Origin of the sequence: Gracilibacillus halotolerans (assembly GCF_014206945.1) — a bacterium.
Classification (GTDB): Bacteria; Bacillota; Bacilli; order Bacillales; family Amphibacillaceae; genus Gracilibacillus; species Gracilibacillus halotolerans.
The window spans coordinates 54,504-79,258 of record NZ_JACHON010000003.1; the positions used below are offsets into that span (position 1 = coordinate 54,504).

Consider the following 24,755-nt stretch of genomic DNA (forward strand, 5'->3'; position numbering starts at 1 on the left):
TTATCCACCTACCGTTCTAGGTAATTTCAAATCAATCATGTACCAAAATCATGAGAAAATCCATGATAGACAAAAAGATTCAATATGATCTTTTAAGAAATTATTATTAAAGACACACACTCTTTATATAGTTACCAATGAGAATAAGGGGTCTGCTATAAAAGGTGTCGCAAAGAGAATTGAAGCTTTCCAATTTCTGACGTTATACTGAAATAAGAACAATATTAGGAATGAACCAATAAAAGCAGTAAACGTATAGAATGAGGAGTTGTATATTTCTCCAATTTGAATAAAAAGTATATTATTAATTGCTATAAATATCTTAGGGGCAAGGATAAGAGACAAGTCACTTTTTATGTTTGGAAAGAAAATCATTAATAAAAATTTAGCGATAATAAATTGTACCAAGAAGCTTATTATTATGATAAACGTCGCAATTGCTGATAATATTGCAATAAGCATTTTATTTGATATATCATCAAAAATTGCATGCAGTTCTTTTAAGAATTCGTTTAATCCACTTATTTCAAAAACTTCAATAGAAATGTTTGTAAAATAAAAAGTGATTAATATATATACTATAAATAAAACAGCTGATGTTAACTTAGCGTATTTTCCCACAAAAGAGATCCCCTTTTTATTAAAATATTACTTGAATTATCATCTAGGTGTTTATTAACAAGGCTATGAGAAACATATATTATAGTTGCTTTATCTTTAATTTGAACTAACTTTTCAGCTACCATTTCAATACTTCTTGAATCTAAAGAAGACAAAGTCTCATCAATTAATATTATTTCCCAATCTTTCACGAAAATTAGTGATAAACCAAGCTTAGCTTTCATCCCAGTGGATGCCTTGCTATATGAAACGTCTAATTTACCATCAAAAAAATCATTGATTTTAGTAATTTGTTTTCGAGAGGGGCTAATATTAAAGGTATTCCATAATATTTCTAAATTTTCTCTGATTGTAAAAGGGTGAACACCTATAGGGTCAACGTTTAAATATAAAATTACTTTTTTATTAGAAATTATGTTACCGGAATAGTCTTTATCAAGACCTGTAATCATTTTAAGGAGAGTACTTTTACCAGCCCCGTTCCGACCTGTTAATTGGAAAATTCCTGTTGGAATTGTAAAATTAATTTTATCCAAAATAATATCTTTTTTGAATTTTTTTGTGCAACATTGAAGTTCTATACTCATTAACCTAATCACCCTTTTCTTTTTTTTACATATAACCTTCAATTATGGCAGCTATTATTAATATTAGTACTGAAAGTAAATAAGCAGGAACCATTTTTTTCACTAAATTAAAAGTCGTACTTAATGATTTCGTACTGATTAATGTATAAAGAACGTATTGGCTAATTCCTTGATAAAACAACATATTGGGAATTTCTAAGAAAGCATGTGGAAACAACTTATTTAAAGCCCCTTGTGTGCCTAAAATTCTAAAGCCCACAGTAATTTGAAAAGCAGAACCACCTAGGTCCATTAACTGAAATATAGGTGAAAATATAGGGGCTAGAAGGTATATTCCAAAGTTTCTCAAATTGTGAAATAAGACTAGATATGCAAAATCTTTACCTAAGGAAGGAGGCTCCGCTTCAAACAAATCTTCGTTAACTAACACTCCAAAAAACACTCCTGATCCAATAACAAGTAAACTATAAATAATATAATATAACAAAAAGCCTTTGAATCTATTGCTTATCATTAATACCTCCAATCCACCTAGTTTCAAGGTGGTCATTTAAATTGTCTAATAATTAGATATGCTTTTCTATTGCGAAGTTAAAGAAAAGATTGTAATTAGTATTACCATTAAAATTGGTAGAGTAAGTTTTAATAAATTATATTCATGTCCACTATTTAATAATTCAGTTTTTCTAAGATATACAAAGCCTACTAGTATTATTACAGGGATTGAAAAGAGGTTTTTTAAAAGTATTGTTATATTAGAGGTATTTAGTACTATTCCTCCTAATCCTAATGTACATATACTGATTAAAGTAAGAGATATTAAATAAATAGAACTGGATTCAAACCTTTTAAAGGAGGGAACAATTGAAGAAGACAGCAGGGTTTCTGTTCGCGCCCTATCAATCATAATTTCTTCTTTTCTTGACCCAATCAAAACCTCTAAAACAGTTATTAGATTAATATAAAAAACCATTAGTACAGGTAATTCCTGGATATTGGTTAAAATCGATTGGCCAAAATAAGTAATTATGGATGTCAATGTGGCCAATAACAAAACTAACATTTTATTATTAATCAGGTACTCAATGAATATTTTTAAAATACCCCTAGGAGAATACCCTCTTTTAGAGCTACTAAGTAACGCAAAATCAATTCTAAACGAATAGCTTATGTAAATATAAATAAGAGTAATTTGGACAATAATAATTAATATAGCTAATTTAAAAGAAAATGTAATTGTATACCATAATTGTAATAATAGAAGCCCTCTTATTAAGATACGAAACAATCCATGTGTTAGCTGAGACAAAAAGGAAATAACGACTGTTATTAAGGCTAATACTATAATTAAATATTCATCTAATGAAAATATAGAAGTTAATGTTATCAGGCTTGCGAGAAATAGTTGTAATGAGTATCCTTTACAAGTTGTAAAACACAAATGCCTAATTAGTAAAATTTTAGAAACAACGATCATACCAGGATGTTTTTTTTATAAGGTAATATACACCTGTTAATATTTGATGTAGCTATAATATAAATGGAAAAAAAGGTAAATAATTCTAAGTGGTGAGAAGGGACTGTATCTTTATAAAAGAGTAACATGCTAATGGTTGAAATCGTAAGTAGAGTCATCCCAATATAATTGAGATGACCCATTAAACTTTGATCATAAAGCTTAAACAACTGTTTTATTTTGGACATAAATGTTAAAATGCAGCTGCTTTAGCTTTACCTTGTTTTTTAATCATTTGAAGAACCACCGCAGTTAATGCCGATCCTATAGCTCCTACACCACTAGCAGCTGCAATAATTGACATCGCAACTGTTACCCATCTAATCCCATCAATCAAGTTGATTATTGCCATAGCAGATGCAGTACTAATTCCCAATTGAGCTGCAAGGAAAGGTGCACTAACAAAAGCCAAAGCTGCTAATGAAATCGCTAAAAGTGTCCCAGATAATAGAATATTATTCTTGTACTTTACCTTTACCATAAAAATACCTCCTCATTATTATAAAGATTCTTAGTTTTTTAGATAGACTGACTAATAGATTCAACAATCATGTAATAGCTATTGCAATTTGGTAAATAATTTAAAACCTACAATGTTTTGGTGAATACAAAATGGAGAAAATAAAAAAAGATGTAGAGTATAAAATTACTTTACTATAAACTAAAACTTTAAAATGCAGCTGCTTTAGCTTTACCCTGTTTTTTAATCATTTGAAGAACCACCGCGGTTAATGCCGATCCTATAGCTCCTACACCACTAGCAGCTGCAATAATTGACATCGCAACTGTTACCCATCTAATTCCATCGATTAGGTTGATTATTGCCATAGCAGATGCGGTACTGATCCCTAATTGAGCTGCAAGGAAAGGTGCATTAATAAAAGCCAGAGCTACTAATGATGTCGTTAAAAGTGTTGCAGATAATAGAATATTACTTTTGTACTTTTCCTTCACCAAAGAAATCCCTCCTCTCATAACAAATATTTTTAGTTTTCTAGATAGACTGACTAATAGATTCAATAACAAATTTAACAACTTATACCAATTAAGTCAATACCTTTACAAGGTAATTTTTTAAAAAATTCAATTTTTTTGGTAAAAATGGATTGGATTAAATAAAATAAAGTGTTAAAATTATAATATAAAGAATATAAATTTAGTAATACATCTAATCTTTTCCCTAATATTCTTAGTCTTAGTTCTGTATATTAACTTTATAGCCTTACACTTTTATCTATTTTTATAAACCACCGATTCATATTGTAATGGATTAATCCCAGCAGTAGTTCTAATTTGGTGGCGCTATAAAATTCAATTGAAAAAAGAGTAAATTTCTAATGGAAAGGAGTCTAATAACATGAAGAATCTTAAATCAATAAAATACTTAATCTTTTCCCTAATGATTTTAATCTTAATGTTAACTATTAACTATGTAGCCGCACACTTTTTTATTGACTTTTATAAATCGATAATCCATGTTGCTATTATAATAATTCTGGGGATAGTAGTCTTTATGCTAACTTTTAAAAATTTTATGTTATTTATAAAAAAGTAAAGTTTAAAAAAGAATAAAGTGAAGAAGAAGAATTCCTCACAGATAGGTTAAACAAACTTTTAAAGTATCTAAAGAGCTAATATTGTGGTTATTTTACTTCTACTCTTCTTCATCCTAAAAACCCTCACTTATCCATTTCGAATTTAATTTTGCATACACGAGTTATATGACCAAGACATACTTATGCTGATTCAGAAATGGAAGTGAGTAAATTGAACCGCCCCCTAAAAGTTAGACCAAGAATCTAGCTTATTTGGAGGTATTGTTCATGGCTAAATATGATGACGAATTTAAACTAAAAATAGTGAAAGCTTTCTTAACTGGGGAGAAAAAAGTTGGCGTGGATTTGCGCGGGAATGGGGGTTACCTGATAGTCATTCTCTTAAACATTGGGTTCGTAATTATGAAGCTTACGGTAAAGAAGGATTAAAGACACGAATGAAGCCACATCGGTATTCTAGGCAATTTAAGTTATTTCTAATCCTGGAATAGTGACTAAGTGGCATCATAAATTTTTGAAAGAAGGGCTAGTGGGACTCTCTAAATCAAAGGAGCGTCCCTCTGTGGCAAAAAAACCTAAAAAACAAAAAATACAATACAAATAGAAGATAAGGATTCAGAAGTAGAAGATCTAAACGTGAGAATGAACTTTTACGTGCACAACTAGCCTTTATAAAAAAGCTCCGAGCTTCAGGGAACAGTATACCGAGCCGACTACTAAAACAGAAGTCAGAGTCATCAAAGAACTCCGACAAACCTTCCGATTAGTAGTTCTCCTTGAAGCCCCAGGCATCAAAAAAGCAACATACATGTATTAGCAAAAGAGATTAAATAGACCAGATAAAAATGAAGAAACGGAACAACGATTAAAGGAATTATTTGAGGAACACAGTGGGAATTATAGGTATCGTCGTATTACTAAAACACTTCAACAAGAAGGTAGGAACATCAATAAAAAGAAAGTCCAACGAATTATGCAAAAATTTGGCTTAAAGTGTCTAGCTTATACACGCAAAACACGTAAATACAGCTCTTATAAAGGGAGGGAGAGTAGGAGCGATTGCGAAAAACCGTATTAGACGACGCTTTTATACGAGTGTGGCTCATCAGAAAATAACTCACCTATTGAAAACTTTTTCGGTATCATGAAACAAGAAATGTATTAAGGAAAAGTCTTTCGTAGTTTTAAGGAACTTAAACAAGCAATTACGAAGTATATAAATTACTATAATTATAAGCGAATAAAAGGGAAACTGAACTGGATGAGCCCCGTTCAATTTAGAGAAGCGCAGATGGGACTTATCACCACCGTGCCTTCCTGATTGTTTTACAAGAACATCTGGTTGTCAAGAGTCACTACGTTCTTTCTCTTGACAACCAAATAACCTTGTAATAGATGGTTGGTAAGCACGGCGGCGAGTCGTCTTGATAAGGAAAAAATGGAGTGAAATTTCTACTACAAAGCAAAGGTCTAACTTTATGGGGTCACCTTCAATTCCACTTTTGAGTTCCGTAATCCTTGAGACTTAGTGCTAACTTTCTTTAACATCTCACAATAACTAAAATAGAAATAATGGATAAGGTTATCGATTGATACCCTTATCCATTTAGCTTAGAATGATTTTAACTAGGTTTTACTTTCGATTTAATCACTGGGTACCCTAAATCTTCGATCGCTTTTTCGATATCTTCTATTGTAATAACTTCTGAGTTAAAATCTACTTTCACTTTACTAGCGTTGAATAATACGTTTAAACTATCTTTGTTGACTCCACTTAATCTTTTTACGGCACTTTCTATCTTTTGTAAACAAGACGGACAAGACAATGATTGTAACTGAATAATCGCTTTTTTCATTCTAAATTTCTCCTTTTTCTATTTAATTTTAATTCTATTGATAGATAATATGCTCTCTCTACTTCTGCTAGCATTTGATAAGTAGCCTCATACGTTTCACATACATCGTCAGGTATGGCGTAATTGTCTGTGACCTTGCGTAATTGAGTAAATTCATTATCTAGATTAAGATTGTTTCTATTAGCATCTTTAATTTTTTCAAATAATTTTCGTACTTCAAAGGTTTCTGGATGATTTTTACCATGTGCGTTGACTATGGCATTTGTATATAGATCTAGTGTTTCAAAATACTTAAAAATGGCTTGCTTAAATGGCTCTGGCATAGGATTTTACCCATCCTTTCTATATCTTTTTACTTTTTGCATTCGTGACTTCAGCTTGTATTTATAATTTAATTATAACGTGGAATCAACGAATAGTAATTGACGTACATCAAGTTTTTGAATAACTATACTTTTTTCAAACGATACTTTAACAATCTCATCCCATTTAGGATAACAACTAATATACTTAATTCATGCACCAACATTCCTATCGACATGTTCATCCATTCGCTAAATAGGAGGCTAGCAAGTAGTAGTAAAACAACTCCTACCGCGATAAAGATATTTTGCACCATATTGTTAGCTGTTGCCTTCGTTAAACCTAGTGCGTGTGGTAAGCGACTAAAATCAGAATTCATTAGAACGACATCAGATGTTTCAATGGCGACGTCTGTTCCACTTCCCATTGCGATTCCAATATCAGCTAATGCAAGGGACGGACTATCATTCACACCGTCACCAACAAATGCTACAGTCTGATCTTCTTCCTGTTTCTCTTTAATATAAGCAGCTTTTTCTTCCGGAAGCATATGGCCGTGTGCTTCTGTTAATCCTAACTCTTTTGCTACTAAATCCACCGTTCCCTGGTTATCCCCTGAAAGAACAACAAGATTTTTGACTCCTAAATTTCTAAGCTTTTGAAGATTTTCTTTAACGCCTGGGCGAATTGTGTCTCGAATACCCATTAAAACTTTTAATTCGCCGTCAATGGCAGTTAATACAAGGGAATTACCATTTCGTTCGAAGAGTTGGATATCCATTTTAGCTTTTGCAGGTAAAGCTACCTGCTCTTTTTTCATTAAAGCTACATTACCAACTGCGATACGATGACCATTTATGAGAGCAATAATTCCTGCGCCTTTTATTACTTCGGTCTTTTCTACTGTATAGGATGTGGTATCACCAATATTTTGTAGGACGGCTTTAGCTAAAGGATGGTCCGACTCTCGTTCCACACTGGCTAAATATCCTAATGTTTCCCTGATGTTATCTCCATAAAATTCTTTTTCTGCTACTTCTGGATTACCGATTGTTAATGTTCCTGTTTTATCGAAAACAATGGTATCTACTTTACTGAAATCATGAATCACTTCACTCCCCTTAAGGAGTACGCCACTCCGGGCGCCATTTCCGATGCCTGCGACGTTCGATACTGGAACTCCGATTACTAAAGCTCCTGGGCAACCTAACACTAAGATGGTAATGGCAAGTTCTATATTTCTTGAAAATATCCAGACAACAAAACCAAGTGCTAATACAGCAGGTGTATAGTATTTAGAGAAGCGATCAATAAAACGCTCTGCTTCTGATTTGGAATCCTGCGCCTCTTCCACCAATTCGATAATTCTACCAAAAGTAGTGTCTTCTCCAACACGATCAGCGCGTATCTGTATCGTACCATTTTCTAAAATCGTCCCAGCATAAACGTCCTTATCTTTTGTTTTGCTTACAGGTATAGATTCACCAGTAATGCTTGCCTCGTTAATATGACCTTCACCTGTTATTACCGTTCCATCGACAGGGATTTTTGCACCTGTTTTCACTAATAGGATATCCCCTTCGTCGATATCATCAATGTCAACTTCTTCAAAATTTCCGTCCCCCATTTTCTTCCATGCGTTTTCCGGTGCCAATTCGGTTAATTCCTTAATAGCAGAACGCGTTTTGTTTAATGTACGTTGCTCTAAGTAAGAACCGAATAAAAATAAGAAGGTAACAATCGCGGATTCTTCAAAGTTTTTGATTAATAGAGCACCGATAACGGCTATGGTAACGAGTACGTCGATACTGACAACTTTTACTTTTACTGCCTGATACGCTTGGATTGCTATCGGAGCAACACCTATAAGCGATGCCACGATCAGTGAGCTATTGAAAGTTATCATACTCTCAAAACCGAAGCGTCCAAGAAATCCTAAAACAATTAAAATAGCACTAATTACTGTAATCGAGTTTTTTTGGCTTAATATCCATCTTTGCATTAGTCTTCCTCCTATCATCTTGTTAACTCAAGTATAAGTTGTCAGGGTGAAATTTTAATTGACCCGTATCAAGTTTTGAAAATAATTAATGGAATAGAAAAGCCACTAATGTTTAAGTAACAACCTTATCCAGGTATAATGTTACAAACGATATAAAGGAGGATGGAAAATGGATGTACGATTTCCGATTGGAAAATTAGAAGTACCTGAAACGGTGACAGGAGAAAATATCAAAGAATGGTTGAAGCAAATAGAAACATATACAGAACGGTTAAGAGAAACAGTCAACTCGTTGAATGAAGATGAATGGGATAAGAAGTATCGTGAAGGTAGTTGGAATGTTCGTCAACTTGTGCATCATATTGCAGACTCACAGTTGAATATGTATCAAAGATTGAAGCTTGCACTTACAGACGATAATCCAACTGTTCCAGCTTTTGATGAGGAAAAATGGGCCATTCAACCGGATACAGAGCTTCCGGTAGATAGTTCAATCATGATGTTAGAAGGTATAAATCAACGAATTGTATCATTAGTACCTAGCTTATCAGAGGAACAGCTTAGTCGTTCATTTACCCATGAGGCAAATGGAGAAATAAAGGTTTCTACAAAGATTGCAAAATTAGCATGGCACGAAGAACACCATTTAGAGCATATTAAAATAGCACTATCTAAATAGATTTATACTAACTGAAAAAATTGGCTTATCTCTCGGGTAAGCCAATTTCTTATTGAGTGACAAGATAGAACTTCTAAAGTCGCTCCTGGTTACATCCTTTATTAAATGAACACTATTTACTGGCTGGTTTCTAAGAAGTAATAAAATGTTTTTGATAGCGGTATCAAAAATGTGCAAACTTAATTATAAAATAAGCTTTAAATTTTAGCTTATATAGGTGGTAAAAAGGGTGTAGGTAAGGACGATTTTTTCTACTGTGAGGAATTACTTAAAACGATGTATCACCAAGTAGTTGTAGTCCACACCGAACATTAGTGAATCCTTACCTGACACCCTTTCTCAATTCATTAAATGTAACTAATAAATCATCATGAAATTTCATAATATCGTCTATTCTCAATATAAGCTCTGTATGTTCTTTTGTATCCTCATCACTTTGATTTAATTTATTTGCTTCAACCACCAATTCTTCTAGGTTTTCCTTCTGTTGAGTTGTACTATCTATCCATTTACGCATATAGAAATTAATAAATAATTTAAATAACTGTGAATTAGCTTTATACATATCTCTTCGTACACCTTTTTTCCACACCTGGGAGACAAGATTTAAATGAGCTAAGCTTCGAATGTTTGTACTCATCGCAGTTTTGCTTTTTCCAAGTGCTTCGCTCATTTCATCTAACGTTTTTGGTTCGTTGGTTATATATAAATAAGCAAATAATCGAGATTCTAAAGTAGATAAACCAAATAATTCGATTGTTTTTGTAAATTCTGTGATTAACTGATCCTTTGTTTCTTCATAATGCTGATTCATATTATCCCCCCTTGTTATCCTGCTTCTTAGATTATACCAAAATTATGAGAAACAAAAATCTTAAGCCTCAGGGTGCATTTTTGGGGAAAGCGGAGCATTTGGTCGATAAATTAGGTATAAGTATATAAAGTAATAACTTTATAAACTATATAAACGAAAATAACGATATAGACAGTTTGTGTAATATTCTCAAAAGGATTATAGTTATGTAGTACTTTAATTCGGACGATTATGAGTCCGTTTAGCTAGGGAAATTATGCATTAGATGTAATTGGCAGCTGAAATAGCTGGAATTGAGAGGTGAAGAAATGCCTATTATAGAAGTAAAAAATTTAACTAAAGTATTTGGAAAAAATACAAAACAAGCAATACAGCTTTTAGATAAAGGTCTAAAAAAAGAAGAAATATTGAAAGAAACAGGTGCGACAGTTGGTGTAAACCGAGCAAGCTTTTCCGTAGAGGAAGGCGAAATTTTCGTTATTATGGGGCTTTCAGGAAGTGGAAAATCCACATTAGTTCGACTAATTAATCGCTTAATTGAACCAACGCAAGGTAATATCTATATCGATGGAGAAGACCTCTCCACGATGAATAAAGCATCCCTTCGTAACGTTCGTCGTGAGAAACTAAGTATGGTTTTTCAAAACTTTGGATTATTTCCACATCGAACTGTTTTAGAAAATGCTGCATTTGGTTTAGAAATACAGAAGGTAGATAAAACCAAACGTAAAGAGAAGGCCAAAGAAGCGTTAGAACTAGTTGGTTTAGGTAACTATCTAGATCAATATCCAGGACAATTATCTGGTGGTATGCAACAACGAGTTGGCCTCGCACGAGCACTTGCAAACGATCCAAAAGTACTCTTAATGGACGAAGCGTTCTCCGCACTTGATCCGCTAATCCGTAAAGGGATGCAGGATGAACTTATTGAATTGCAATCCAAAATGAAAAAAACGATTCTATTCATTACGCATGACTTGGACGAAGCTCTTCGGTTAGGCGACCGAATCGCGCTCATGAAGGATGGTAATATTGTTCAAATTGGCACACCAGAGGAAATCTTAGTAAACCCGGCTAATGATTATGTTGAAAAGTTCGTTGAAGACATCGACAAATCGAAAGTACTAACAGCACAACATATTATGAAACGTCCGGAGACGGTGCAAATTGAGAAGCACGGGCCACGGGTAGCATTAGAAAGAATGCGTGAAGAAGGTCTGTCTAGTATTTTAATCACAGATAAGAACAAAAATTTACAAGGTTATGTAACGGCAGATGATGCGTTGGCTGCAAGGAAAAAAGACATTAGTCACTTAAAAGAAGTGTTAAAAACAGATATACCAAAAGTAGAAAAAGATACTGCATTGCATGATATCTTCTCGATAATTTACGACTCAACAACACCAGTGGCCGTTGTAGAGGATGGAAAATTACTAGGTATTATCGTCCGTGGAGCGGTTATTGCTGCTCTTGCAGGGGAAGGCGAGGTGACGGTGGAAAATGTCTAATTACATGTTTAATATTATTCCGAAAATCCCAGTTGCAGATTGGGCAACATGGTTTGTTGATTGGCTTACAGATGCATTTGCATTTCTATTTGACCCAATCAAGGAGCACTTTGGGTACTTCATGAAGTATATGTCTGAAGAGTTACTCATGAGCATCCCTCCAATTGTTTTTATTTTGTTAGTTGCTATCCTAGCCTTCTTTTTATCTGGAAGGAAATTTGGGTTAGCTGCCTTCTCGATTGTAGGTCTATGGTTTATCTACAATCAAGGCTATTGGGAAGAGCTAATGAGTACAGTAACACTTGTTATTTTAGCTAGTTTACTGTCTGTAATTATTGGTGTGCCAATTGGTATTTTAATGTCTAAAAGCAAAGTGGCATCCGCCATCATCACGCCGATTCTTGACTTTATGCAGACGATGCCTGCCTTTGTCTATTTAATACCGGCAGTCGCATTTTTCGGGATAGGGATGGTACCAGGTGTATTTGCATCCTTAATCTTTGCGACACCACCGACTGTGAGATTTACTAACTTAGGTATTCGTCAAGTTTCCAATGAATTAGTTGAAGCGTCGGATGCGTTTGGTAGTACAGGCTGGCAAAAATTATTTAAGGTTGAATTGCCAATGGCGAAATCGACCATTATGGCAGGTATTAACCAGACCGTTATGCTTTCCTTATCTATGGTAGTTATCGCGTCCATGATTGGTGCACCTGGACTAGGAAGAGAAGTATTATCTGCACTTCAACGTTCACAAGTTGGACCAGGATTTGCATCCGGTGTAGCAATTGTTATTTTAGCGATTATTATTGATCGCATGACTCAAAGTATTAGTAAGAAAGCAAAAGCAAAATAATGTTAGGTATCTTTTCATATTGAAAAGTTTCCATATAAATTCATGCACATGCATGGAAAAAATATAAAAAAGGGAGTTTTTAGAACATGAAGTTTAGCTTAAAACGTCTAGGTATGATTTTAGGTTTATCATCTGTACTGATTGCCGCTGGTTGTGGGAATGCAGATGATAATACAGAAACAACAGACTCAGAGGACACAACGACATCAGGCGTAGAAGGTGAAGTTGAATTAGTATATGTTGAGTGGGATTCCGAAGTGGCTTCTACTCATGTTATAGGAAAAGTATTAGAAGATGTAGGCTTTGATGTAACAGTGACTCCATTAGATAACTCTGTTATGTGGGAAGCAGTTGCTAATAGTGAAGCAGACGCAAGTGTTTCTGCATGGGTTCCATTAACACACGAAGCACAAATTGCAACGTATGGTGATCAAGTAGAAGATCTTGGTCCTAACTTAGAAGGTGCGAAAATTGGTTTAGTTGTTCCATCTTATATGGATGTTGATTCGATTGAAGATTTAACAGATCAAGCTGGTCAAACAATTACAGGTATTGATGCAGGTGCAGGTGTTGTTGGTGCTGCTGAGCAGTCTCTAGAAGATTACGAAAACTTAAGTGACTGGGAAGTACAGACATCTTCCAGTGGTGCAATGACTACAGCACTTGGAACAGCTATCGATAATGAAGAAGATATTATTGTTACTGGCTGGACTCCACATTGGAAATTCCAAGCGTATGATTTAAAATATTTAGAAGATCCAAAAGGTAGCTTTGGAGAAGAAGAAACAATTAACACATTTGTACGTGAAGGTCTAGAAGAAGAGAATCCAGAGGCATATCAAATTCTAGATAACTTCTTCTGGGAAACTTCTGATATGGAATCCGTTATGATGGATATCTATGAAGGAGTAAGTGCAGAAGAAGCTGCTGCGAAATGGGTAGAAGAAAACCAGGAAAAAGTAGCAGAATGGACAGAAGGAATTGAATAATTAATTTGTAAAAGAGGGCTGATACTTTATGTGTTAGCCCTCTTTTAAATATAGCTGAAATAGACAACCAAACAATTACATTTGAGAACTCTAATATTGAAAAATGATTCTTTCTATCTTTAAATAGTTCCGTTTCGATGGATAAATATACAAAATAGCCCATCAATTAACAGACCAAATCGCATATGATTTGGTCGTTAGTAGTTCTTAACGCTTGATTCATCATACAAAATCACACTCCTAATAGCATAATATCCTTATAAGTTGTCAATGTACTATTGCCTATGCGAATTTGTATATTCTTTTCAATGTTTTTAAAAACTAAAAAGGTAATTGTTAATTTATGTTAAAGTAAATATAGAGTTTGTGAATGAACGTACCTAAACTAACGGGGCAGGTTACTTTACCAAAAATATACGCCTAATTCGTATTATAAAAACTGTATATTAAATACTTCACAAATAAAAGAACCCATTTTGATCAATCTATTCTTCAAAATGGGTTCTTTTATTCACAATGATTTATGGTACTTGTTAATTAAACCTTATTCAACGAATGCCAGACTTGAATTTGTGTTCAATTACAAGTTTTTATAAAAGTTGAATATTAATTTCAAAAAATATTTAATAATATTAAAAATACATTTACTTTATTTATATTTATGTTAAACTTAATTTGAATATAAAGGAGTGAAGGGATAAGTGGATATTAAAAATGTACCTGATTGGATTTTATCCTTAGACGAGGAAGATATGGAATTCATTAAAAAATTCGTAATGAATTCAGGATCTCTGAAAGAAATTGCAAAAATTTATGAAGTATCTTATCCAACGGTGAGAATCAAGCTAGATAGGTTAATTGAAAAGATAAAATTGAGTGATGCAACGGATAATGAGGAGTTTATAAAATTCATAAAACAACTTTCGATTGATGATCGTATTAATTTGGAAGATGCAAAATTAATAATAGAAAAATATAAAAAAGAAAAAGGTGATATATAATGTTTGGATTTGGCTTTTATGATGCTTTTATTATTGCTGGAATACTTGGCGTGCAATACTTCCTATCAACTAGAAATAGTGTTTATTGGGGAGGACTTATTCCATTAGTTTTCGTTGTTTGGCGTACTTGGATATTCTTTAATGAAAGTGAAAACTTTCTTGCTTATGTGCTAATACTTTTGGTTGGAATTGCCTTTCTTATTGGTGGATGGTATGAGGGACGGAAAGCTCTTAATAAAAAGAGAAAACAAGAATTAGATAAAATGAAGTCTTATGATATCAACTAAGTAGGGAATAGAAGGAAAATGAATCGGTTAGCTTATGAGATTTCTTCATATGATCTATGAAATATCTGTGCTGAAAAGTAGTATTACTTTACTGTGAAGATTATTTGTTTTAAGAAAGAAATTACAGTCAATGGGGTAACGAAATGGAGAAGGTCAAAGTTCATTGTAACCGTGAGGTATTATGCCAAACAACTGAATTATTGCATTAACGGGTGCTTTACTTGAAGAGATCGTTGAGCTGCATAGACGGCTCTTTTTTCTTATTTAACTTAAGTGGCAGTTATTTTGAATCCACTTTTCTGCTAAACTTGAAAAGCAATCAGTTATTTTAAAGGAGAGAGAAAAAATGTCTCAGTCAGTAATTTTTGATATGGATGGCACACTATTTCAAACAGATAAAATTTTAATTATCGCTTGATGATACTTTTAACCACTTACGTTCGTTAGATAAATGGGATACAGTTACACCTATTGATATATACCGTGAAATTATGGGCATGCCTTTACCAATAGTATGGGAGACTTTATTACCTAATCATTCTGTTGAGGAAAGAAAACAAACGGATGCTTATTTTCTAGAAAGACTAATTGAATATATAAGTATAGGAAAAGGTGCTTTATATCCTAACGTAATAGAAGTTTTTAGTTATTTGAAAGAAAATAATGTCTCGATATACATAGCTAGCAATGGTTTAACGGAATATTTAAAAGCGATTGTTAATTACTATCATTTGGATAAATGGGTTACGGAAACGTTTAGTATCCAACAAATTAAATCTTTGAATAAATCGGATTTGGTCCAGAGTATTATAAATAAATACGGAATCACTAATGGAGCCGTTGTTGGAGATCGTTTATCAGATATAAATGCAGCTAAAGATAATGGTTTAGTTTCAATTGGATGTAACTTTGACTTTGCACGAGAAGATGAACTTTCTCAAGCTTATATGGTAATTGACGACTTGTCAGAGCTGGAAACAATATTACCTAAATTACATACATAGCTTATTAAACAAAGGGATGCTTTAACACAGTAGGAGATCGTCATTACGGCGGTCTTTTTTAACTAAAGTGCAGGATAGTTTAATAGTGAAACTTTACTTTTTTATTTTCGTATATAAGCTGTAGTGACCTGATTATTATCTGCTTAGTATCTAAAAAGAGAGGTTTTATTTTTACATGTCTGAACATAACGATGATTCATTTCGTGAAAAGAATATGAAGCAAAAAATAGGAACAGTTGTGGGAGTAACACTTTTAATAGCTGTGGTATTAGGTTTTATTATAGGGATATACGTGTTTGGGATGGCGGGTATTTTTAGATTGCTTGGTATTGACTACACTTCTGTTTGGTCATTGATTATGTTTGTTGTTAGTTTTTTTATTATCGCTTCCATTGTCGAGCTGTTTTCTAAACCAATTTCTGAACTAATTACAGAAAATATAACAGGAAAATTTACTGCTTTGCTTGTTCAGTTTAGTATTCAAAGTCTATCAAATGGGCTATGCCTTTTTATAGTAGATGTGTTTATTGGTAGTATTACTCTCACCTTGAAAACAGGGTTTATAGTGGCTATATTACTGACTTTACTGGAAATGGCTTTTGAAGATAAAGAAAATAGGAGTGAATCTTAAACTAACGGGTGCGTTAATTCAAGAAGGATTAACGCAATTATTGTAGAACTTATTGTACTAAAAGGTGCGGTTTTGTTGAAGAAGATATTTAAAATCTTGGAGGGAGTTTATGGAAAGAAAGTTACCAATTGTGATAGCGATTGCTGGGGTTTCAGGTGGGGGCAAAACAACGATAACTTCTGAATTAAAAGGGAAGTTACATAATTGTAAAACACTATATTTTGATGACTACGATTTTGATGGTCCAGATGACTTTGTTGAATGGATTGAGAATGGTAGTAATCCTGAGGAATGGAACTTATCACCACTTATTAATGATATAAAAAAATTAATTAACGAACCTTTAGATTACGTAATCTTAGATTTTCCGTTTGCCTATTTACATAGTAAAACAAGAGAATTTATAGACTTCACTGTGTTTGTTGATACTCCACTTGATATTGCTATGGCACGAAGAATAATTAGAGATTATAAAGATGGGTCTGCTAAGGATATTTTGCTGGATATGGATAAATACATCATAAGAGGAAGGAAGGGTTATCTTGATATGTTAGACACAGTAAAACCATATTCTGACCTAATTGTAGATGGGGAGCTACCTATATCCGATATTGTAAGCATTATTACTAAAAATATAGTGAACATAGAATAACTTTTAGAATGATAAAAAATAGTAAGTAATTTTATTTAATTAACGGGTGCAATAGTTTAATAAGGTGAACCTAATAGGATGGCCTTTTTTATGTTGTTAAGAATGGAATTTTATTATTGAAATATTAGGAAGAAGGTATTGTACTAACGGGGCAGTAAGTTGAAGAACATTTGTAATGATTGCAGATAAATTTTTTATATAGAAATACGTGAAGTATAATCGAGTGCATTTTTAAAAATAGACTAAGGTGGTTTTACTATGTTAATGACGATTGGTGAATTTCATACTGGAGATGCGATTGTTCAGTTAATTTACTTCTTCATTCTAATTGCGATAATTGTAGGAATTATTTTATTGATTGTTAAGCCTCGCAAAAAGAACAATCAATTAGATAGAATCGAGAAAAAGATAGATAAAATATTATCTGATAAAGAGAAATAATATCGGCAGCTTACTTAATCTAGCGGCAGCCTATCTTCAATAAGGATTTTCTCAACGACTTAAAACTTTTAACACATCAAAGCAGTCATACTCGTGTTTCCCCTTGTTAATTTTACGGTTGCAAGGTTTTGTTCGATTAACGGGTGCGTTGATTCAAGAAGGATGAACGCACCCTTTTGTTGTAGCTAGTATGCAATTAGTGAAAAAATAATGGGCAGTTTGCTAAACATATCGTAATAATTATAATTCTGCCCTTATGTTGTGACATTATCAATGCATCGTTCTACAAAATCTAGTACTTCTTCTGAAATTGGATATAGCCCTGTTTCTCCGGCAGGCTGCTTTCTGATCTCCCAAAATTTATCCATCAAGTTTGTATCTCCTTGGAAACTTTCATCTGATAATTCAATTAGCTGAGTCGCAATTTTAAAGCCTTCTTCTGATTCGGGCTTAATATTGTTTTTTATACACGATTCAATCCGTTGCAATAAAGAAATATATTGCTGTGTTTTCTCGTCATTGTTGCTAAGGTTAGGAACGGCCTTTTGTATGAAGGCAATTTCATCTTCCCGGAAATATTCAATCCATTTTTTAGAGCTAGTTGGGGAGTTTTGAACAAGCTCGGATACATGTTTCCAAGATAAGGATTCTTCCAAATTAATTATATTAATTAATGAAGCAGTATTAGAGATACTTGTTTGTAGTTTCGATAGTTGTTCTTGTAGGTAATTGTAGTGGGAAATTAATACTTGTTTATAGGATAGTTTTTCTAATACATGGCGAATATCTTCCAATGGCAGTGAAAGGGATTTAAGTATGATTATTTTTTCTAATTGAAATAAGTCATCTTCTGAATAATATCGCCTCCCGTTATCATCTCGAAAACTTGGGTTAAGGAGATTAATCTGATCATAGTAACGCAGTGTACGAACAGATATATTTCGTTGTTTAGCTACTTCCCCAGTAGTCCATCGTTTCATTTTCGTTTCCTCCTAAAAAATGCTTGCAGGTGACGTAACGTTATCTAATATATTTGAATTATATCATATTAGGAAGAGGGATAAAGAATGGTGAAAGGTCAAACAAACTGGAAAAAACAAGACAATTGGGGTATAAAAGAATTCATTTCATTAATGTTAATTGAATTTGTTGTTGTAATTGGATGTATAAAATTACTTGTACAACCAATTTATTCTCATTGGTTTGGTAATGATCTTTATGCTGGGACATTAATGGGATTAACGATAGCAATAATTCTAATGTTAAGTGTCTATTTTGTTGCTCTCCGTCCAAAAAAAGTTTCTTGGACTGAAGTAGGAATAAGGACATTCGCTGTGAGGGATTGGAAAACCATTGTTCTATATTCAATAATCTTAATGGCTGGTGCTGTGATAATTGTGTTGATTACTAGTTTTGTAGGGAATTCGTGGGAGAACAGCAAAACAGAGGCGATGCAGCAAAATGTAACTTTTATGACCGTACTAATTGCCTTTATATCCGCAGCAATTATCTCGCCAATATACGAAGAAATTTTTTATCGCGGTTTTATATATCGCTGGTTACGTACACGTGTAGGATTTATGGGAGCTTTATTACTTAGCTCAACAATTTTTACAATTATTCATATTCCAACGTATAACACAATGCCAGTAAATTTCTTTAGTGGTATCCTCTTTGCTTTAGCTTATGACCGAACCAATTCAATCTGGCCATCCGTTATTATTCATGGATTAACGAATGGAATAATGGTTCTATTGTCAACTTTAGCTTAAGTTTATTGTTTGATTCCTTTAGGTTTCACTATTACAGGTTTGTCTTCAGACGATAAAATAATTGTAACAAATAACAAGGTGATTTTTCATATTTAAAAAATAGGTGCATTAGTCTAATAAGGTGTTCCTAATAGGGTCGCCTTATTTATGTTGTTAAGAATTGAGTTTTATTTTTGGAATATTATGTTAATATTGAGAAAGAAGGTATTGTGCTAACGAGGCAGAATAGTTTAAATGAGGCATTGGCTTTTACAGGAGGAAATAATGGTTAAAAGACGTAGAAAAGAATTAGTAATCACCTTAGCAATCTTAGTTTTTATAGTAGTTTACTATCTTTTACAACTTAATTGGATTTCAGTTTCAAACGAAACCATTCTTCTAGAGGATTTGCCAGAGGAATTTGAAGGTTTTAAAGTCGTTCAGTTATCGGATTTGCACAATAAAGAATTTGGAGAAGGAAACAAGAGATTGGTTAATAAAATCAATAAAATTGAGCCGGATATAATTGTGATAACTGGTGATATGTTAAATAATTCGCAAGACATACCAGATAACGGAGAAGTTCTAATAGAATTGCTTGAAAATCTAAACAATAACTATCCGATTTATTATGTTACTGGTGAACACGAAGAAGGTTTGTATTACGAAGATAGAAATAAATATCAAAATGAAGGTACTAAAGAAGCTTACGAAGAAAGATTAAGTAATCTTGGGGTTACAGTTCTAAATGATGAAAAAACACCAATTATAAAACAGGATGCAAAGATTAACTTATATGGGTTAAAGGAACACTTGTCAGGAGAAATCCAAATTGAAAAACGGTTAGGTGAAACGAGTAAAAGTGAAGTCAATATTTTACTTTCGCACAGACCTTTTTATTTTGATGAATATGCTGATTGGGGAGCAGATATAGTTTTTTCTGGGGATACTCATGGGGGCATGATACAACTTCCTTTTATTGGAGGGATTTTTTCAACAGAAGGATTTTTCCCAGAATACGATGGTGGTTTGTATCATAAAGGAAACTCAATTATGGTTGTAAGCAAAGGATTGGGTAACAATCCAGTTCCTCTAAGAATAAATAATCGACCTGAAGTAGTTGTGATTACTCTAAAAGGCAATAAGTAATTACTTCTTCTTGGAGTAACAAATGTAATAGTTTAATAAGAAAGATCAATTTAAAACCACCTTTTTCTTTTGAATAAAGTTCTGAATGACATTTGGAATATTATGTTAGTGTTGAGGCAGAAGGTATTGTGCTAACTATAATGTTGTTTAATAAGTAATAGTTATTAGGAGTTGAAGAAATGGAACACAATATGGGACTATATGAAACACCTTTTTATTCAATTAAATTAGGAAAAAAGAAAGTAGAAGTGAGATTGAATGATGAGAAAAGGAGGAGAATAAGAGTAGGAGATACGATTAAATTCACAAAACTTCCAGATAGAAATGACTCTTTAACAGTTAAGGTTATTGAATTAAGGGAGTTTCCAACATTCAGAGAAATGTATGAAAGCATTCCGGCGAGTGACCTTGACTCTGTTGGTGATTCAATTAAGGGAATGGTAGAGGAGACTTATAGAATTTATACACCTGAAAAAGAGAAGGAATGGGGTACGTTAGCAATTACAATTAGATTAATAGATTAAAGGTTGATTAAAGCAAGGGAGCAGGATTTTTGAATAAGGTATTAGAATAAACACGGAGGAGTTAATGATGGCAACTAAAAAATTGCTAATGGTTATGTTCCCTATTTTTTTAATAAGTTTTGTATTACTGGGTTGTTCGTTCAACAAAACTGACTTTGTGCAAGTAAAGGGCGATAGCATAACTTATAGTGAATATTTTAAGACCTATGATGGTCTTGATGCGAGAGAAAACATTAAATATTACAAGCCTATTTCTATTGATAAGGTAGAATCATCTTTACCGGAACCAATTAATAATGCTATAACTACTTTTGATTCCAACAGGTTACCTTTCACAATTGATGATGAGAAGGCGTATCTTATAACATCCACAGACGAGGATGGTAACACAAAGAACCAAGTTCAGTTAAGTTATTTTAGTAGGTCAGAGTATGATGAAGTAGATGATTTTTTTATCGTTTCAATAACAGAAGTTGATGAAAATCCGCTTGTAGATGATATTCTAGATAAATACGATACGGTCGGAAACGCTTTTAAAAAGGAATTTTTAATCGAGGACTTACCTATTTACCAGCAAGTAATTACGACAAATAGTGCGTTATTATATAAATATTACGATTATGATGAAACTAGAAATAGTATAGTTACAGTAGGAACCGCAGCAAATGAATTTTATACTTATTATAATGGATACATTTATCACGTAGGTTATTTAATCGATAAAGAAAAGAATAACGAGGAAATGCAAGAGAGAATGCTTCATTTGACACGTGATTATATCTTAGGGAACTCTATGTGAAACGTCCTACTTAAACAAAAGAGAGCAATAGTTTAATAAGGTGATCCTAGCAGGGTCGCCTTATTTATGTTTGTTAAGAATTGAGTTTCATTGTTGGAATATTATGTTAGTATTGAGAAAGAAGGTATTGTGCTAACGAAGCAGGTCACTAAAGAATAGAACAATGGCAAAGAAGTGTAGATATGGATCTTATTGAAGGGAATGACTTTATAATGGATATTAGAAGACCAAATGATTCTGAACTTGAAAAGATTATTCTACTTTCCCCACAAGCCTTATTCGATGGTACTTTAGGTGAAGTAAGCTCCACGATTGATAAAGTTAGAAGTCTTATTGAACCATTACTGAAAAAAGGAAGCTATTATTTAATTGCAATCGAAGAAGGTAAACTAATGGGTTGGATCCTTATAGGAGCAAGTAGAGACCAATTTACTGATAAGACGAATGGATTTATTTATGAATTATTTGTTTTAGAAGAATTTAGAGGGAATGGAGTTTCTAAGCAATTAATGAAAACTGCAATTGACGAGCTAAGACAGCACGGCTACTCTGAGGTTCGTCTTAGTGCATATGCGGGTAATCAAGCCATTAAACTTTATGAGAAAATGGGCTTTAACATAAGAGCGGTTTCTATGAGTTTACCTTTATAAGAAATGGGTTTGTACTAATGGTTGCTTTACATGAAGATTGTTGAGATTCTTGGCAGGCTCTATCTTATTGAACTAAAGAGCAGGATTGTTTAATAATCAAAAGAGAGGTATTGTGTAATGTTAAAAAATAAGATATTTCTAATATTTGGATTCTTAGCTTTTATTTTGATTGGCTGTTCACAAGATACAGATGGAATTTTTATTGAAGGGAATATCTCAGAGATAAACGAAAAAAGTGGAGTTATTGAGGTTGATGGACTTATGATAATTAACGAAATAGTATCTTCTACTGAGTCATTTCAAATAGAGAATGAATCATCGTCACATACTATTCAAGTTTCAAATCCAGAAGACTATAAAGTAGGGCAGGAAGTAAAGGTAAATGTCATTAAGGATTATGAGGAAGATATTTGGAATTTAGATAGATAAAAATCTGAAGAAGAAAACATAAAGTAGAATATATATTATGTTATTAATGAGCATGAAGGTATTGTGCTAATGAGGCAGGTTACTTTAATTGGAATGTGAAATTTTTAAACCAGTTTAGTTGGATAATCTTATTTATTTATATAAAACTGGAGGTGCTGTTTTGATAAAAGGGAGCGTAGGAATGGCTTTATTTACAGGCATATTTGTTGGAATTGTAGTTTTTTTATCTGAATATATTATTCCTCCTAGTACAAGTATTGTTATCAAAGTTTTAATTACTGGATTGTCTGCTGTAATTGGTGGATTGTTAGGTAATAAGTTATTTCCTAATAAATCGTGAGTAAATGCACTTTAATTAAAGGGTGCAATAGTTTAATAAGAGAGTTATTGTTAAACTGAACGAGAGAAATTCCCATCGGTAGATATATATGTTGAGTGCTTTAATAGATATAGTTTCAGAATTAGTTAGGGGATAGAAAAATGAAAAGATTGTTTCCGAATTTAATAATTATATTAATGTTAGTTGTTTTAAGCGCTTGTAATAGCGATTCTAATTCAAATACTATTTCTGTATCAGAATTAACAGACAGGGAAAATACGATACTTTCGACTACATCAGAAAAATCATTTGTATTTGATTTTGAAACAGATGGTGACTACCAAGAAGTATCTGTGTGGATTGAAAAGTATGAAGCTGGTGAATTGATTGATGGTCAATTAAATGAAGTAACAACACAGATAGATGAGAGTGGCTCAATAGTCATTTCAAACCCTAAAATCAGTAATACAGAAAAGAAACATACATTTAGTATTGGAATAGGTAGTAATGGTAGCACAGGTTCAATAAGTGGTTACGACACAAATTCAATTAATCAAGATGGTATAGCAAGTGTATGGGGAAGTTTCCCAGAGGAGCTCTCTATAAATGAAGATGAAATAGTGTTAGCGTATATTGGTTATTCTGCTAATAAAAATAGTATGAGCACTCTTACAACAGACTTTTATAAAAATTCGCAAGGTAATCTAAATGAGCTGAAAAAGTATGATGTCACTTACCTTTTTAAAGCTGAGTTTATTCAGTAGATAATTAAACTAATAGATGCGTTAATCCAAGAAGGGTATAACAATCTTTTTGTCGAATATATTGTAGTAATAGGTCAAGTAAGTTGAAGAAGGAAAAGAAGGATAATCACTTTTTTTCGTTGAATTATAACAATAGTACGTTTGAAGATATGTATCTAAGTGGGGAGGAATTTTTATGTCACAAAAATTAAGAAAGTCCTCAACAGATAAAGCTTTATACGGAGTTTGTGGAGGGGTAGCGGAGTTTCTTGGTATTTCTTCATTTGTTGTAAGGCTAATATTCTTTTTCACATCTTCCGTATCTGTTTGGGTATATATAATACTTGTTTGGTCTTTAGATGAAAAGCCATCACTTTAATATTTATTTTGTTTACGGTTCAATAGTTTAATAGGGTGATCCTTATAGGGTCGCTTTTTTATGTTGTTAAGAATTGAGTTTCATAGTTGGAATATTATGTTAGTATTTAATTAGAAGTTATTATGCTAACGGGGCAGGTTAGTTCAATAAGCATGATTAATGGGGGAAGGAATTTATATGTTGATTGGTTTGTTACAGGGGATAGCGGTATTTTATTATTGGACTTGGTTTATTTGGCCATTTGTGTTTGTGTATTCATTAGTACATGCGATTACTTCTTTAGTTAAAGACGATAAAGCATCTACGAGACCTACCTTAGTCGCATCAATATCACTTTTTATAATTCTTGCTGGTTTAACTGCACCTAATTTTGATTGATTACTTGTATGCGTTACTATTATTTTATAATCTTGGGTGGTACTTTTAGTTTCATTTTGTTTTAAAGAAAGTGAATGGTTGTACTCGGAGTTGACCAATCTTACCTAGCTCAAGCTGGCACAAAAAATCGAGGTTATAGAGTGAGATTTTGTTCTTCGATTAACGGGTGCTTTAGTTCAACAAGATAATATAAGATAGAACACTTGGGTAATTAAGATACCCAAGCGTTTTTGTTTGCTATTCGTCTGTTATTTGGTGATAAACATAGTGCGATTAATGTATCTATTTCACTTGTTATTTTAAGAATACCTCCACAGTACCTCTACTACTT

At 32.9% G+C, this 24,755-nt stretch carries 30 protein-coding genes and 3 pseudogenes; 23 read left to right on the forward strand and 10 right to left on the reverse strand.

Annotation, left to right across the window (positions count from 1 at the left end; genetic code table 11):
• Positions 1–123: 123 nt before the first annotated feature.
• From GGQ92_RS05710 to GGQ92_RS05730, 5 genes are all read right to left on the reverse strand, one after another.
• The gene (locus tag GGQ92_RS05710) at positions 124–621 is read right to left on the reverse strand and encodes a hypothetical protein (protein ID WP_184245517.1); all 498 of its coding nucleotides are present in this window, start codon (positions 619–621) and stop codon (positions 124–126) included.
• Entirely contained in the window at positions 600–1,208 is a 609-nt protein-coding gene (locus tag GGQ92_RS05715; protein WP_184245519.1) for an ATP-binding cassette domain-containing protein, read from the reverse strand. The genes GGQ92_RS05710 and GGQ92_RS05715 overlap by 22 nt, the downstream gene beginning before the upstream one ends.
• A gap of 25 nt (positions 1,209–1,233) precedes the next feature.
• Complete coding sequence (locus GGQ92_RS05720; RefSeq protein ID WP_246384108.1) at positions 1,234–1,734, reverse strand: hypothetical protein; 501 nt, start codon at positions 1,732–1,734, stop codon at positions 1,234–1,236.
• Positions 1,735–2,917: 1,183 nt separating this feature from the next.
• Positions 2,918–3,205, reverse strand: coding sequence for a circular bacteriocin, circularin A/uberolysin family (locus GGQ92_RS05725; RefSeq protein ID WP_184245521.1), 288 nt, complete (start codon positions 3,203–3,205; stop codon positions 2,918–2,920).
• Between the two features lie 188 nt (positions 3,206–3,393).
• Positions 3,394–3,678: a circular bacteriocin, circularin A/uberolysin family gene (locus tag GGQ92_RS05730; protein WP_343068780.1), complete on the reverse strand. Its 285-nt coding sequence runs from the start codon at positions 3,676–3,678 to the stop codon at positions 3,394–3,396.
• A gap of 869 nt (positions 3,679–4,547) precedes the next feature.
• On the opposite strand from GGQ92_RS05730, the gene GGQ92_RS05735 reads away from it, so the two are divergent.
• From GGQ92_RS05735 to GGQ92_RS16680, 3 genes and pseudogenes are all read left to right on the forward strand, one after another.
• Complete coding sequence (locus GGQ92_RS05735; protein WP_184245524.1) at positions 4,548–4,709, forward strand: hypothetical protein; 162 nt, start codon at positions 4,548–4,550, stop codon at positions 4,707–4,709.
• 427 nt (positions 4,710–5,136) lie between these two features.
• Positions 5,137–5,358, forward strand: a pseudogene (locus tag GGQ92_RS16675) (IS3 family transposase); the annotation flags it as partial.
• Between the two features lie 99 nt (positions 5,359–5,457).
• Positions 5,458–5,601, forward strand: a pseudogene (locus GGQ92_RS16680) (IS3 family transposase); the annotation flags it as partial.
• 301 nt (positions 5,602–5,902) lie between these two features.
• On the opposite strand, the gene GGQ92_RS05750 reads toward GGQ92_RS16680, so the two are convergent.
• From GGQ92_RS05750 to GGQ92_RS05760, 3 genes are all read right to left on the reverse strand, one after another.
• Positions 5,903–6,136, reverse strand: a complete 234-nt coding sequence (locus GGQ92_RS05750) for a heavy-metal-associated domain-containing protein (protein WP_184245526.1) — start codon at positions 6,134–6,136, stop codon at positions 5,903–5,905.
• Positions 6,133–6,459, reverse strand: a complete 327-nt coding sequence (locus tag GGQ92_RS05755; protein WP_184245528.1) for an iron-sulfur cluster repair di-iron protein, ric — start codon at positions 6,457–6,459, stop codon at positions 6,133–6,135. The genes GGQ92_RS05750 and GGQ92_RS05755 overlap by 4 nt, the downstream gene beginning before the upstream one ends.
• 125 nt (positions 6,460–6,584) lie before the next feature.
• A complete protein-coding gene (locus GGQ92_RS05760) occupies positions 6,585–8,441 on the reverse strand; it encodes a heavy metal translocating P-type ATPase (protein ID WP_184245529.1) in 1,857 nt (618 codons plus the stop codon).
• Positions 8,442–8,610: 169 nt separating this feature from the next.
• Here GGQ92_RS05760 and GGQ92_RS05765 point away from each other — a divergent pair, with 169 nt between their 5' ends.
• Positions 8,611–9,120, forward strand: coding sequence for a YfiT family bacillithiol transferase (locus GGQ92_RS05765; RefSeq protein ID WP_184245531.1), 510 nt, complete (start codon positions 8,611–8,613; stop codon positions 9,118–9,120).
• Between the two features lie 322 nt (positions 9,121–9,442).
• On the opposite strand, the gene GGQ92_RS05770 is transcribed toward GGQ92_RS05765, so the two are convergent.
• Positions 9,443–9,934 (reverse strand): GbsR/MarR family transcriptional regulator, encoded by a 492-nt coding sequence (locus tag GGQ92_RS05770; RefSeq protein ID WP_184245532.1) that lies wholly within the window; start codon positions 9,932–9,934, stop codon positions 9,443–9,445.
• Between the two features lie 308 nt (positions 9,935–10,242).
• Here GGQ92_RS05770 and GGQ92_RS05775 point away from each other — a divergent pair, with 308 nt between their 5' ends.
• The 9 genes and pseudogenes from GGQ92_RS05775 to GGQ92_RS05815 all read left to right on the forward strand — a co-directional run bounded on the left by GGQ92_RS05775 (position 10,243) and on the right by GGQ92_RS05815 (position 17,303).
• Positions 10,243–11,442 (forward strand): quaternary amine ABC transporter ATP-binding protein, encoded by a 1,200-nt coding sequence (locus GGQ92_RS05775; RefSeq protein ID WP_184245534.1) that lies wholly within the window; start codon positions 10,243–10,245, stop codon positions 11,440–11,442.
• A complete protein-coding gene (locus GGQ92_RS05780; protein ID WP_184245536.1) occupies positions 11,435–12,298 on the forward strand; it encodes an ABC transporter permease in 864 nt (287 codons plus the stop codon). The genes GGQ92_RS05775 and GGQ92_RS05780 overlap by 8 nt, the downstream gene beginning before the upstream one ends.
• An 86-nt stretch (positions 12,299–12,384) precedes the next feature.
• A complete protein-coding gene (locus tag GGQ92_RS05785) occupies positions 12,385–13,287 on the forward strand; it encodes a glycine betaine ABC transporter substrate-binding protein (RefSeq protein WP_184245538.1) in 903 nt (300 codons plus the stop codon).
• Between the two features lie 701 nt (positions 13,288–13,988).
• Positions 13,989–14,288, forward strand: coding sequence for a DUF2089 family protein (locus tag GGQ92_RS05790; protein ID WP_184245540.1), 300 nt, complete (start codon positions 13,989–13,991; stop codon positions 14,286–14,288).
• Positions 14,288–14,575, forward strand: coding sequence for a hypothetical protein (locus GGQ92_RS05795; RefSeq protein ID WP_184245542.1), 288 nt, complete (start codon positions 14,288–14,290; stop codon positions 14,573–14,575). Before GGQ92_RS05790 ends, GGQ92_RS05795 begins: the two co-directional genes overlap by 1 nt.
• Positions 14,576–14,927: 352 nt before the next feature.
• Positions 14,928–15,579 (forward strand): annotated as a pseudogene (locus GGQ92_RS05800) (HAD family hydrolase); the annotation flags it as partial.
• A 175-nt stretch (positions 15,580–15,754) separates the two neighbouring features.
• Positions 15,755–16,210 carry a YrvL family regulatory protein gene (locus tag GGQ92_RS05805; protein ID WP_184245544.1) on the forward strand — a complete coding sequence of 152 codons (456 nt, stop codon included), beginning with the start codon at positions 15,755–15,757 and terminating at the stop codon, positions 16,208–16,210.
• A 109-nt stretch (positions 16,211–16,319) separates the two neighbouring features.
• Positions 16,320–16,862, forward strand: coding sequence for an AAA family ATPase (locus GGQ92_RS05810; protein WP_184245546.1), 543 nt, complete (start codon positions 16,320–16,322; stop codon positions 16,860–16,862).
• A gap of 258 nt (positions 16,863–17,120) precedes the next feature.
• Positions 17,121–17,303: a DUF4083 domain-containing protein gene (locus tag GGQ92_RS05815; protein WP_184245549.1), complete on the forward strand. Its 183-nt coding sequence runs from the start codon at positions 17,121–17,123 to the stop codon at positions 17,301–17,303.
• A gap of 254 nt (positions 17,304–17,557) precedes the next feature.
• Here GGQ92_RS05815 and GGQ92_RS05820 read toward each other — a convergent pair whose 3' ends face one another.
• On the reverse strand, positions 17,558–18,283 hold the full coding sequence (locus tag GGQ92_RS05820; RefSeq protein WP_184245550.1) for a MerR family transcriptional regulator: 726 nt from the start codon (positions 18,281–18,283) through the stop codon (positions 17,558–17,560).
• A gap of 87 nt (positions 18,284–18,370) precedes the next feature.
• Here GGQ92_RS05820 and GGQ92_RS05825 point away from each other — a divergent pair, with 87 nt between their 5' ends.
• The 10 genes from GGQ92_RS05825 to GGQ92_RS05870 all read left to right on the forward strand — a co-directional run bounded on the left by GGQ92_RS05825 (position 18,371) and on the right by GGQ92_RS05870 (position 24,424).
• Positions 18,371–19,075 (forward strand): CPBP family intramembrane glutamic endopeptidase, encoded by a 705-nt coding sequence (locus GGQ92_RS05825; RefSeq protein ID WP_184245552.1) that lies wholly within the window; start codon positions 18,371–18,373, stop codon positions 19,073–19,075.
• A 264-nt stretch (positions 19,076–19,339) separates the two neighbouring features.
• Positions 19,340–20,203: a metallophosphoesterase gene (locus GGQ92_RS05830; RefSeq protein ID WP_184245554.1), complete on the forward strand. Its 864-nt coding sequence runs from the start codon at positions 19,340–19,342 to the stop codon at positions 20,201–20,203.
• Positions 20,204–20,382: 179 nt separating this feature from the next.
• Positions 20,383–20,727, forward strand: coding sequence for an ASCH domain-containing protein (locus GGQ92_RS05835; RefSeq protein WP_184245556.1), 345 nt, complete (start codon positions 20,383–20,385; stop codon positions 20,725–20,727).
• Between the two features lie 67 nt (positions 20,728–20,794).
• Positions 20,795–21,526, forward strand: coding sequence for a hypothetical protein (locus tag GGQ92_RS05840; protein ID WP_184245558.1), 732 nt, complete (start codon positions 20,795–20,797; stop codon positions 21,524–21,526).
• A gap of 212 nt (positions 21,527–21,738) precedes the next feature.
• Positions 21,739–22,176 carry a GNAT family N-acetyltransferase gene (locus GGQ92_RS05845; protein ID WP_184245981.1) on the forward strand — a complete coding sequence of 146 codons (438 nt, stop codon included), beginning with the start codon at positions 21,739–21,741 and terminating at the stop codon, positions 22,174–22,176.
• Between the two features lie 117 nt (positions 22,177–22,293).
• A complete protein-coding gene (locus GGQ92_RS05850; protein WP_184245560.1) occupies positions 22,294–22,605 on the forward strand; it encodes a hypothetical protein in 312 nt (103 codons plus the stop codon).
• A 160-nt stretch (positions 22,606–22,765) separates the two neighbouring features.
• Entirely contained in the window at positions 22,766–22,945 is a 180-nt protein-coding gene (locus GGQ92_RS05855; protein ID WP_184245562.1) for a hypothetical protein, read from the forward strand.
• Positions 22,946–23,085: 140 nt separating this feature from the next.
• Positions 23,086–23,688, forward strand: a complete 603-nt coding sequence (locus GGQ92_RS05860; RefSeq protein WP_184245564.1) for a hypothetical protein — start codon at positions 23,086–23,088, stop codon at positions 23,686–23,688.
• A gap of 175 nt (positions 23,689–23,863) precedes the next feature.
• Positions 23,864–24,046 (forward strand): PspC domain-containing protein, encoded by a 183-nt coding sequence (locus tag GGQ92_RS05865; protein ID WP_184245566.1) that lies wholly within the window; start codon positions 23,864–23,866, stop codon positions 24,044–24,046.
• A 177-nt stretch (positions 24,047–24,223) separates the two neighbouring features.
• Positions 24,224–24,424 (forward strand): hypothetical protein, encoded by a 201-nt coding sequence (locus GGQ92_RS05870; RefSeq protein WP_184245568.1) that lies wholly within the window; start codon positions 24,224–24,226, stop codon positions 24,422–24,424.
• Positions 24,425–24,755: the final 331 nt, after the last annotated feature.

Coding starts and splice junctions, on each gene's coding strand:
- GGQ92_RS05715 (WP_184245519.1), bottom strand. CDS start 1,208: ATGAGTATAGAACTTCAATGTTGCACAAAAAAATTCAAAAAAGATATT.
- GGQ92_RS05725 (WP_184245521.1), bottom strand. CDS start 3,205: ATGGTAAAGGTAAAGTACAAGAATAATATTCTATTATCTGGGACACTT.
- GGQ92_RS05735 (WP_184245524.1), top strand. CDS start 4,548: ATGGCTAAATATGATGACGAATTTAAACTAAAAATAGTGAAAGCTTTC.
- GGQ92_RS05750 (WP_184245526.1), bottom strand. CDS start 6,136: ATGAAAAAAGCGATTATTCAGTTACAATCATTGTCTTGTCCGTCTTGT.
- GGQ92_RS05755 (WP_184245528.1), bottom strand. CDS start 6,459: ATGCCAGAGCCATTTAAGCAAGCCATTTTTAAGTATTTTGAAACACTA.
- GGQ92_RS05760 (WP_184245529.1), bottom strand. CDS start 8,441: ATGCAAAGATGGATATTAAGCCAAAAAAACTCGATTACAGTAATTAGT.
- GGQ92_RS05765 (WP_184245531.1), top strand. CDS start 8,611: ATGGATGTACGATTTCCGATTGGAAAATTAGAAGTACCTGAAACGGTG.
- GGQ92_RS05770 (WP_184245532.1), bottom strand. CDS start 9,934: ATGAATCAGCATTATGAAGAAACAAAGGATCAGTTAATCACAGAATTT.
- GGQ92_RS05775 (WP_184245534.1), top strand. CDS start 10,243: ATGCCTATTATAGAAGTAAAAAATTTAACTAAAGTATTTGGAAAAAAT.
- GGQ92_RS05780 (WP_184245536.1), top strand. CDS start 11,435: ATGTCTAATTACATGTTTAATATTATTCCGAAAATCCCAGTTGCAGAT.
- GGQ92_RS05785 (WP_184245538.1), top strand. CDS start 12,385: ATGAAGTTTAGCTTAAAACGTCTAGGTATGATTTTAGGTTTATCATCT.
- GGQ92_RS05795 (WP_184245542.1), top strand. CDS start 14,288: ATGTTTGGATTTGGCTTTTATGATGCTTTTATTATTGCTGGAATACTT.
- GGQ92_RS05805 (WP_184245544.1), top strand. CDS start 15,755: ATGTCTGAACATAACGATGATTCATTTCGTGAAAAGAATATGAAGCAA.
- GGQ92_RS05810 (WP_184245546.1), top strand. CDS start 16,320: ATGGAAAGAAAGTTACCAATTGTGATAGCGATTGCTGGGGTTTCAGGT.
- GGQ92_RS05815 (WP_184245549.1), top strand. CDS start 17,121: ATGTTAATGACGATTGGTGAATTTCATACTGGAGATGCGATTGTTCAG.
- GGQ92_RS05820 (WP_184245550.1), bottom strand. CDS start 18,283: ATGAAACGATGGACTACTGGGGAAGTAGCTAAACAACGAAATATATCT.
- GGQ92_RS05825 (WP_184245552.1), top strand. CDS start 18,371: ATGGTGAAAGGTCAAACAAACTGGAAAAAACAAGACAATTGGGGTATA.
- GGQ92_RS05830 (WP_184245554.1), top strand. CDS start 19,340: ATGGTTAAAAGACGTAGAAAAGAATTAGTAATCACCTTAGCAATCTTA.
- GGQ92_RS05835 (WP_184245556.1), top strand. CDS start 20,383: ATGGAACACAATATGGGACTATATGAAACACCTTTTTATTCAATTAAA.
- GGQ92_RS05840 (WP_184245558.1), top strand. CDS start 20,795: ATGGCAACTAAAAAATTGCTAATGGTTATGTTCCCTATTTTTTTAATA.
- GGQ92_RS05845 (WP_184245981.1), top strand. CDS start 21,739: ATGGATATTAGAAGACCAAATGATTCTGAACTTGAAAAGATTATTCTA.
- GGQ92_RS05850 (WP_184245560.1), top strand. CDS start 22,294: ATGTTAAAAAATAAGATATTTCTAATATTTGGATTCTTAGCTTTTATT.
- GGQ92_RS05860 (WP_184245564.1), top strand. CDS start 23,086: ATGAAAAGATTGTTTCCGAATTTAATAATTATATTAATGTTAGTTGTT.
- GGQ92_RS05865 (WP_184245566.1), top strand. CDS start 23,864: ATGTCACAAAAATTAAGAAAGTCCTCAACAGATAAAGCTTTATACGGA.
- GGQ92_RS05870 (WP_184245568.1), top strand. CDS start 24,224: ATGTTGATTGGTTTGTTACAGGGGATAGCGGTATTTTATTATTGGACT.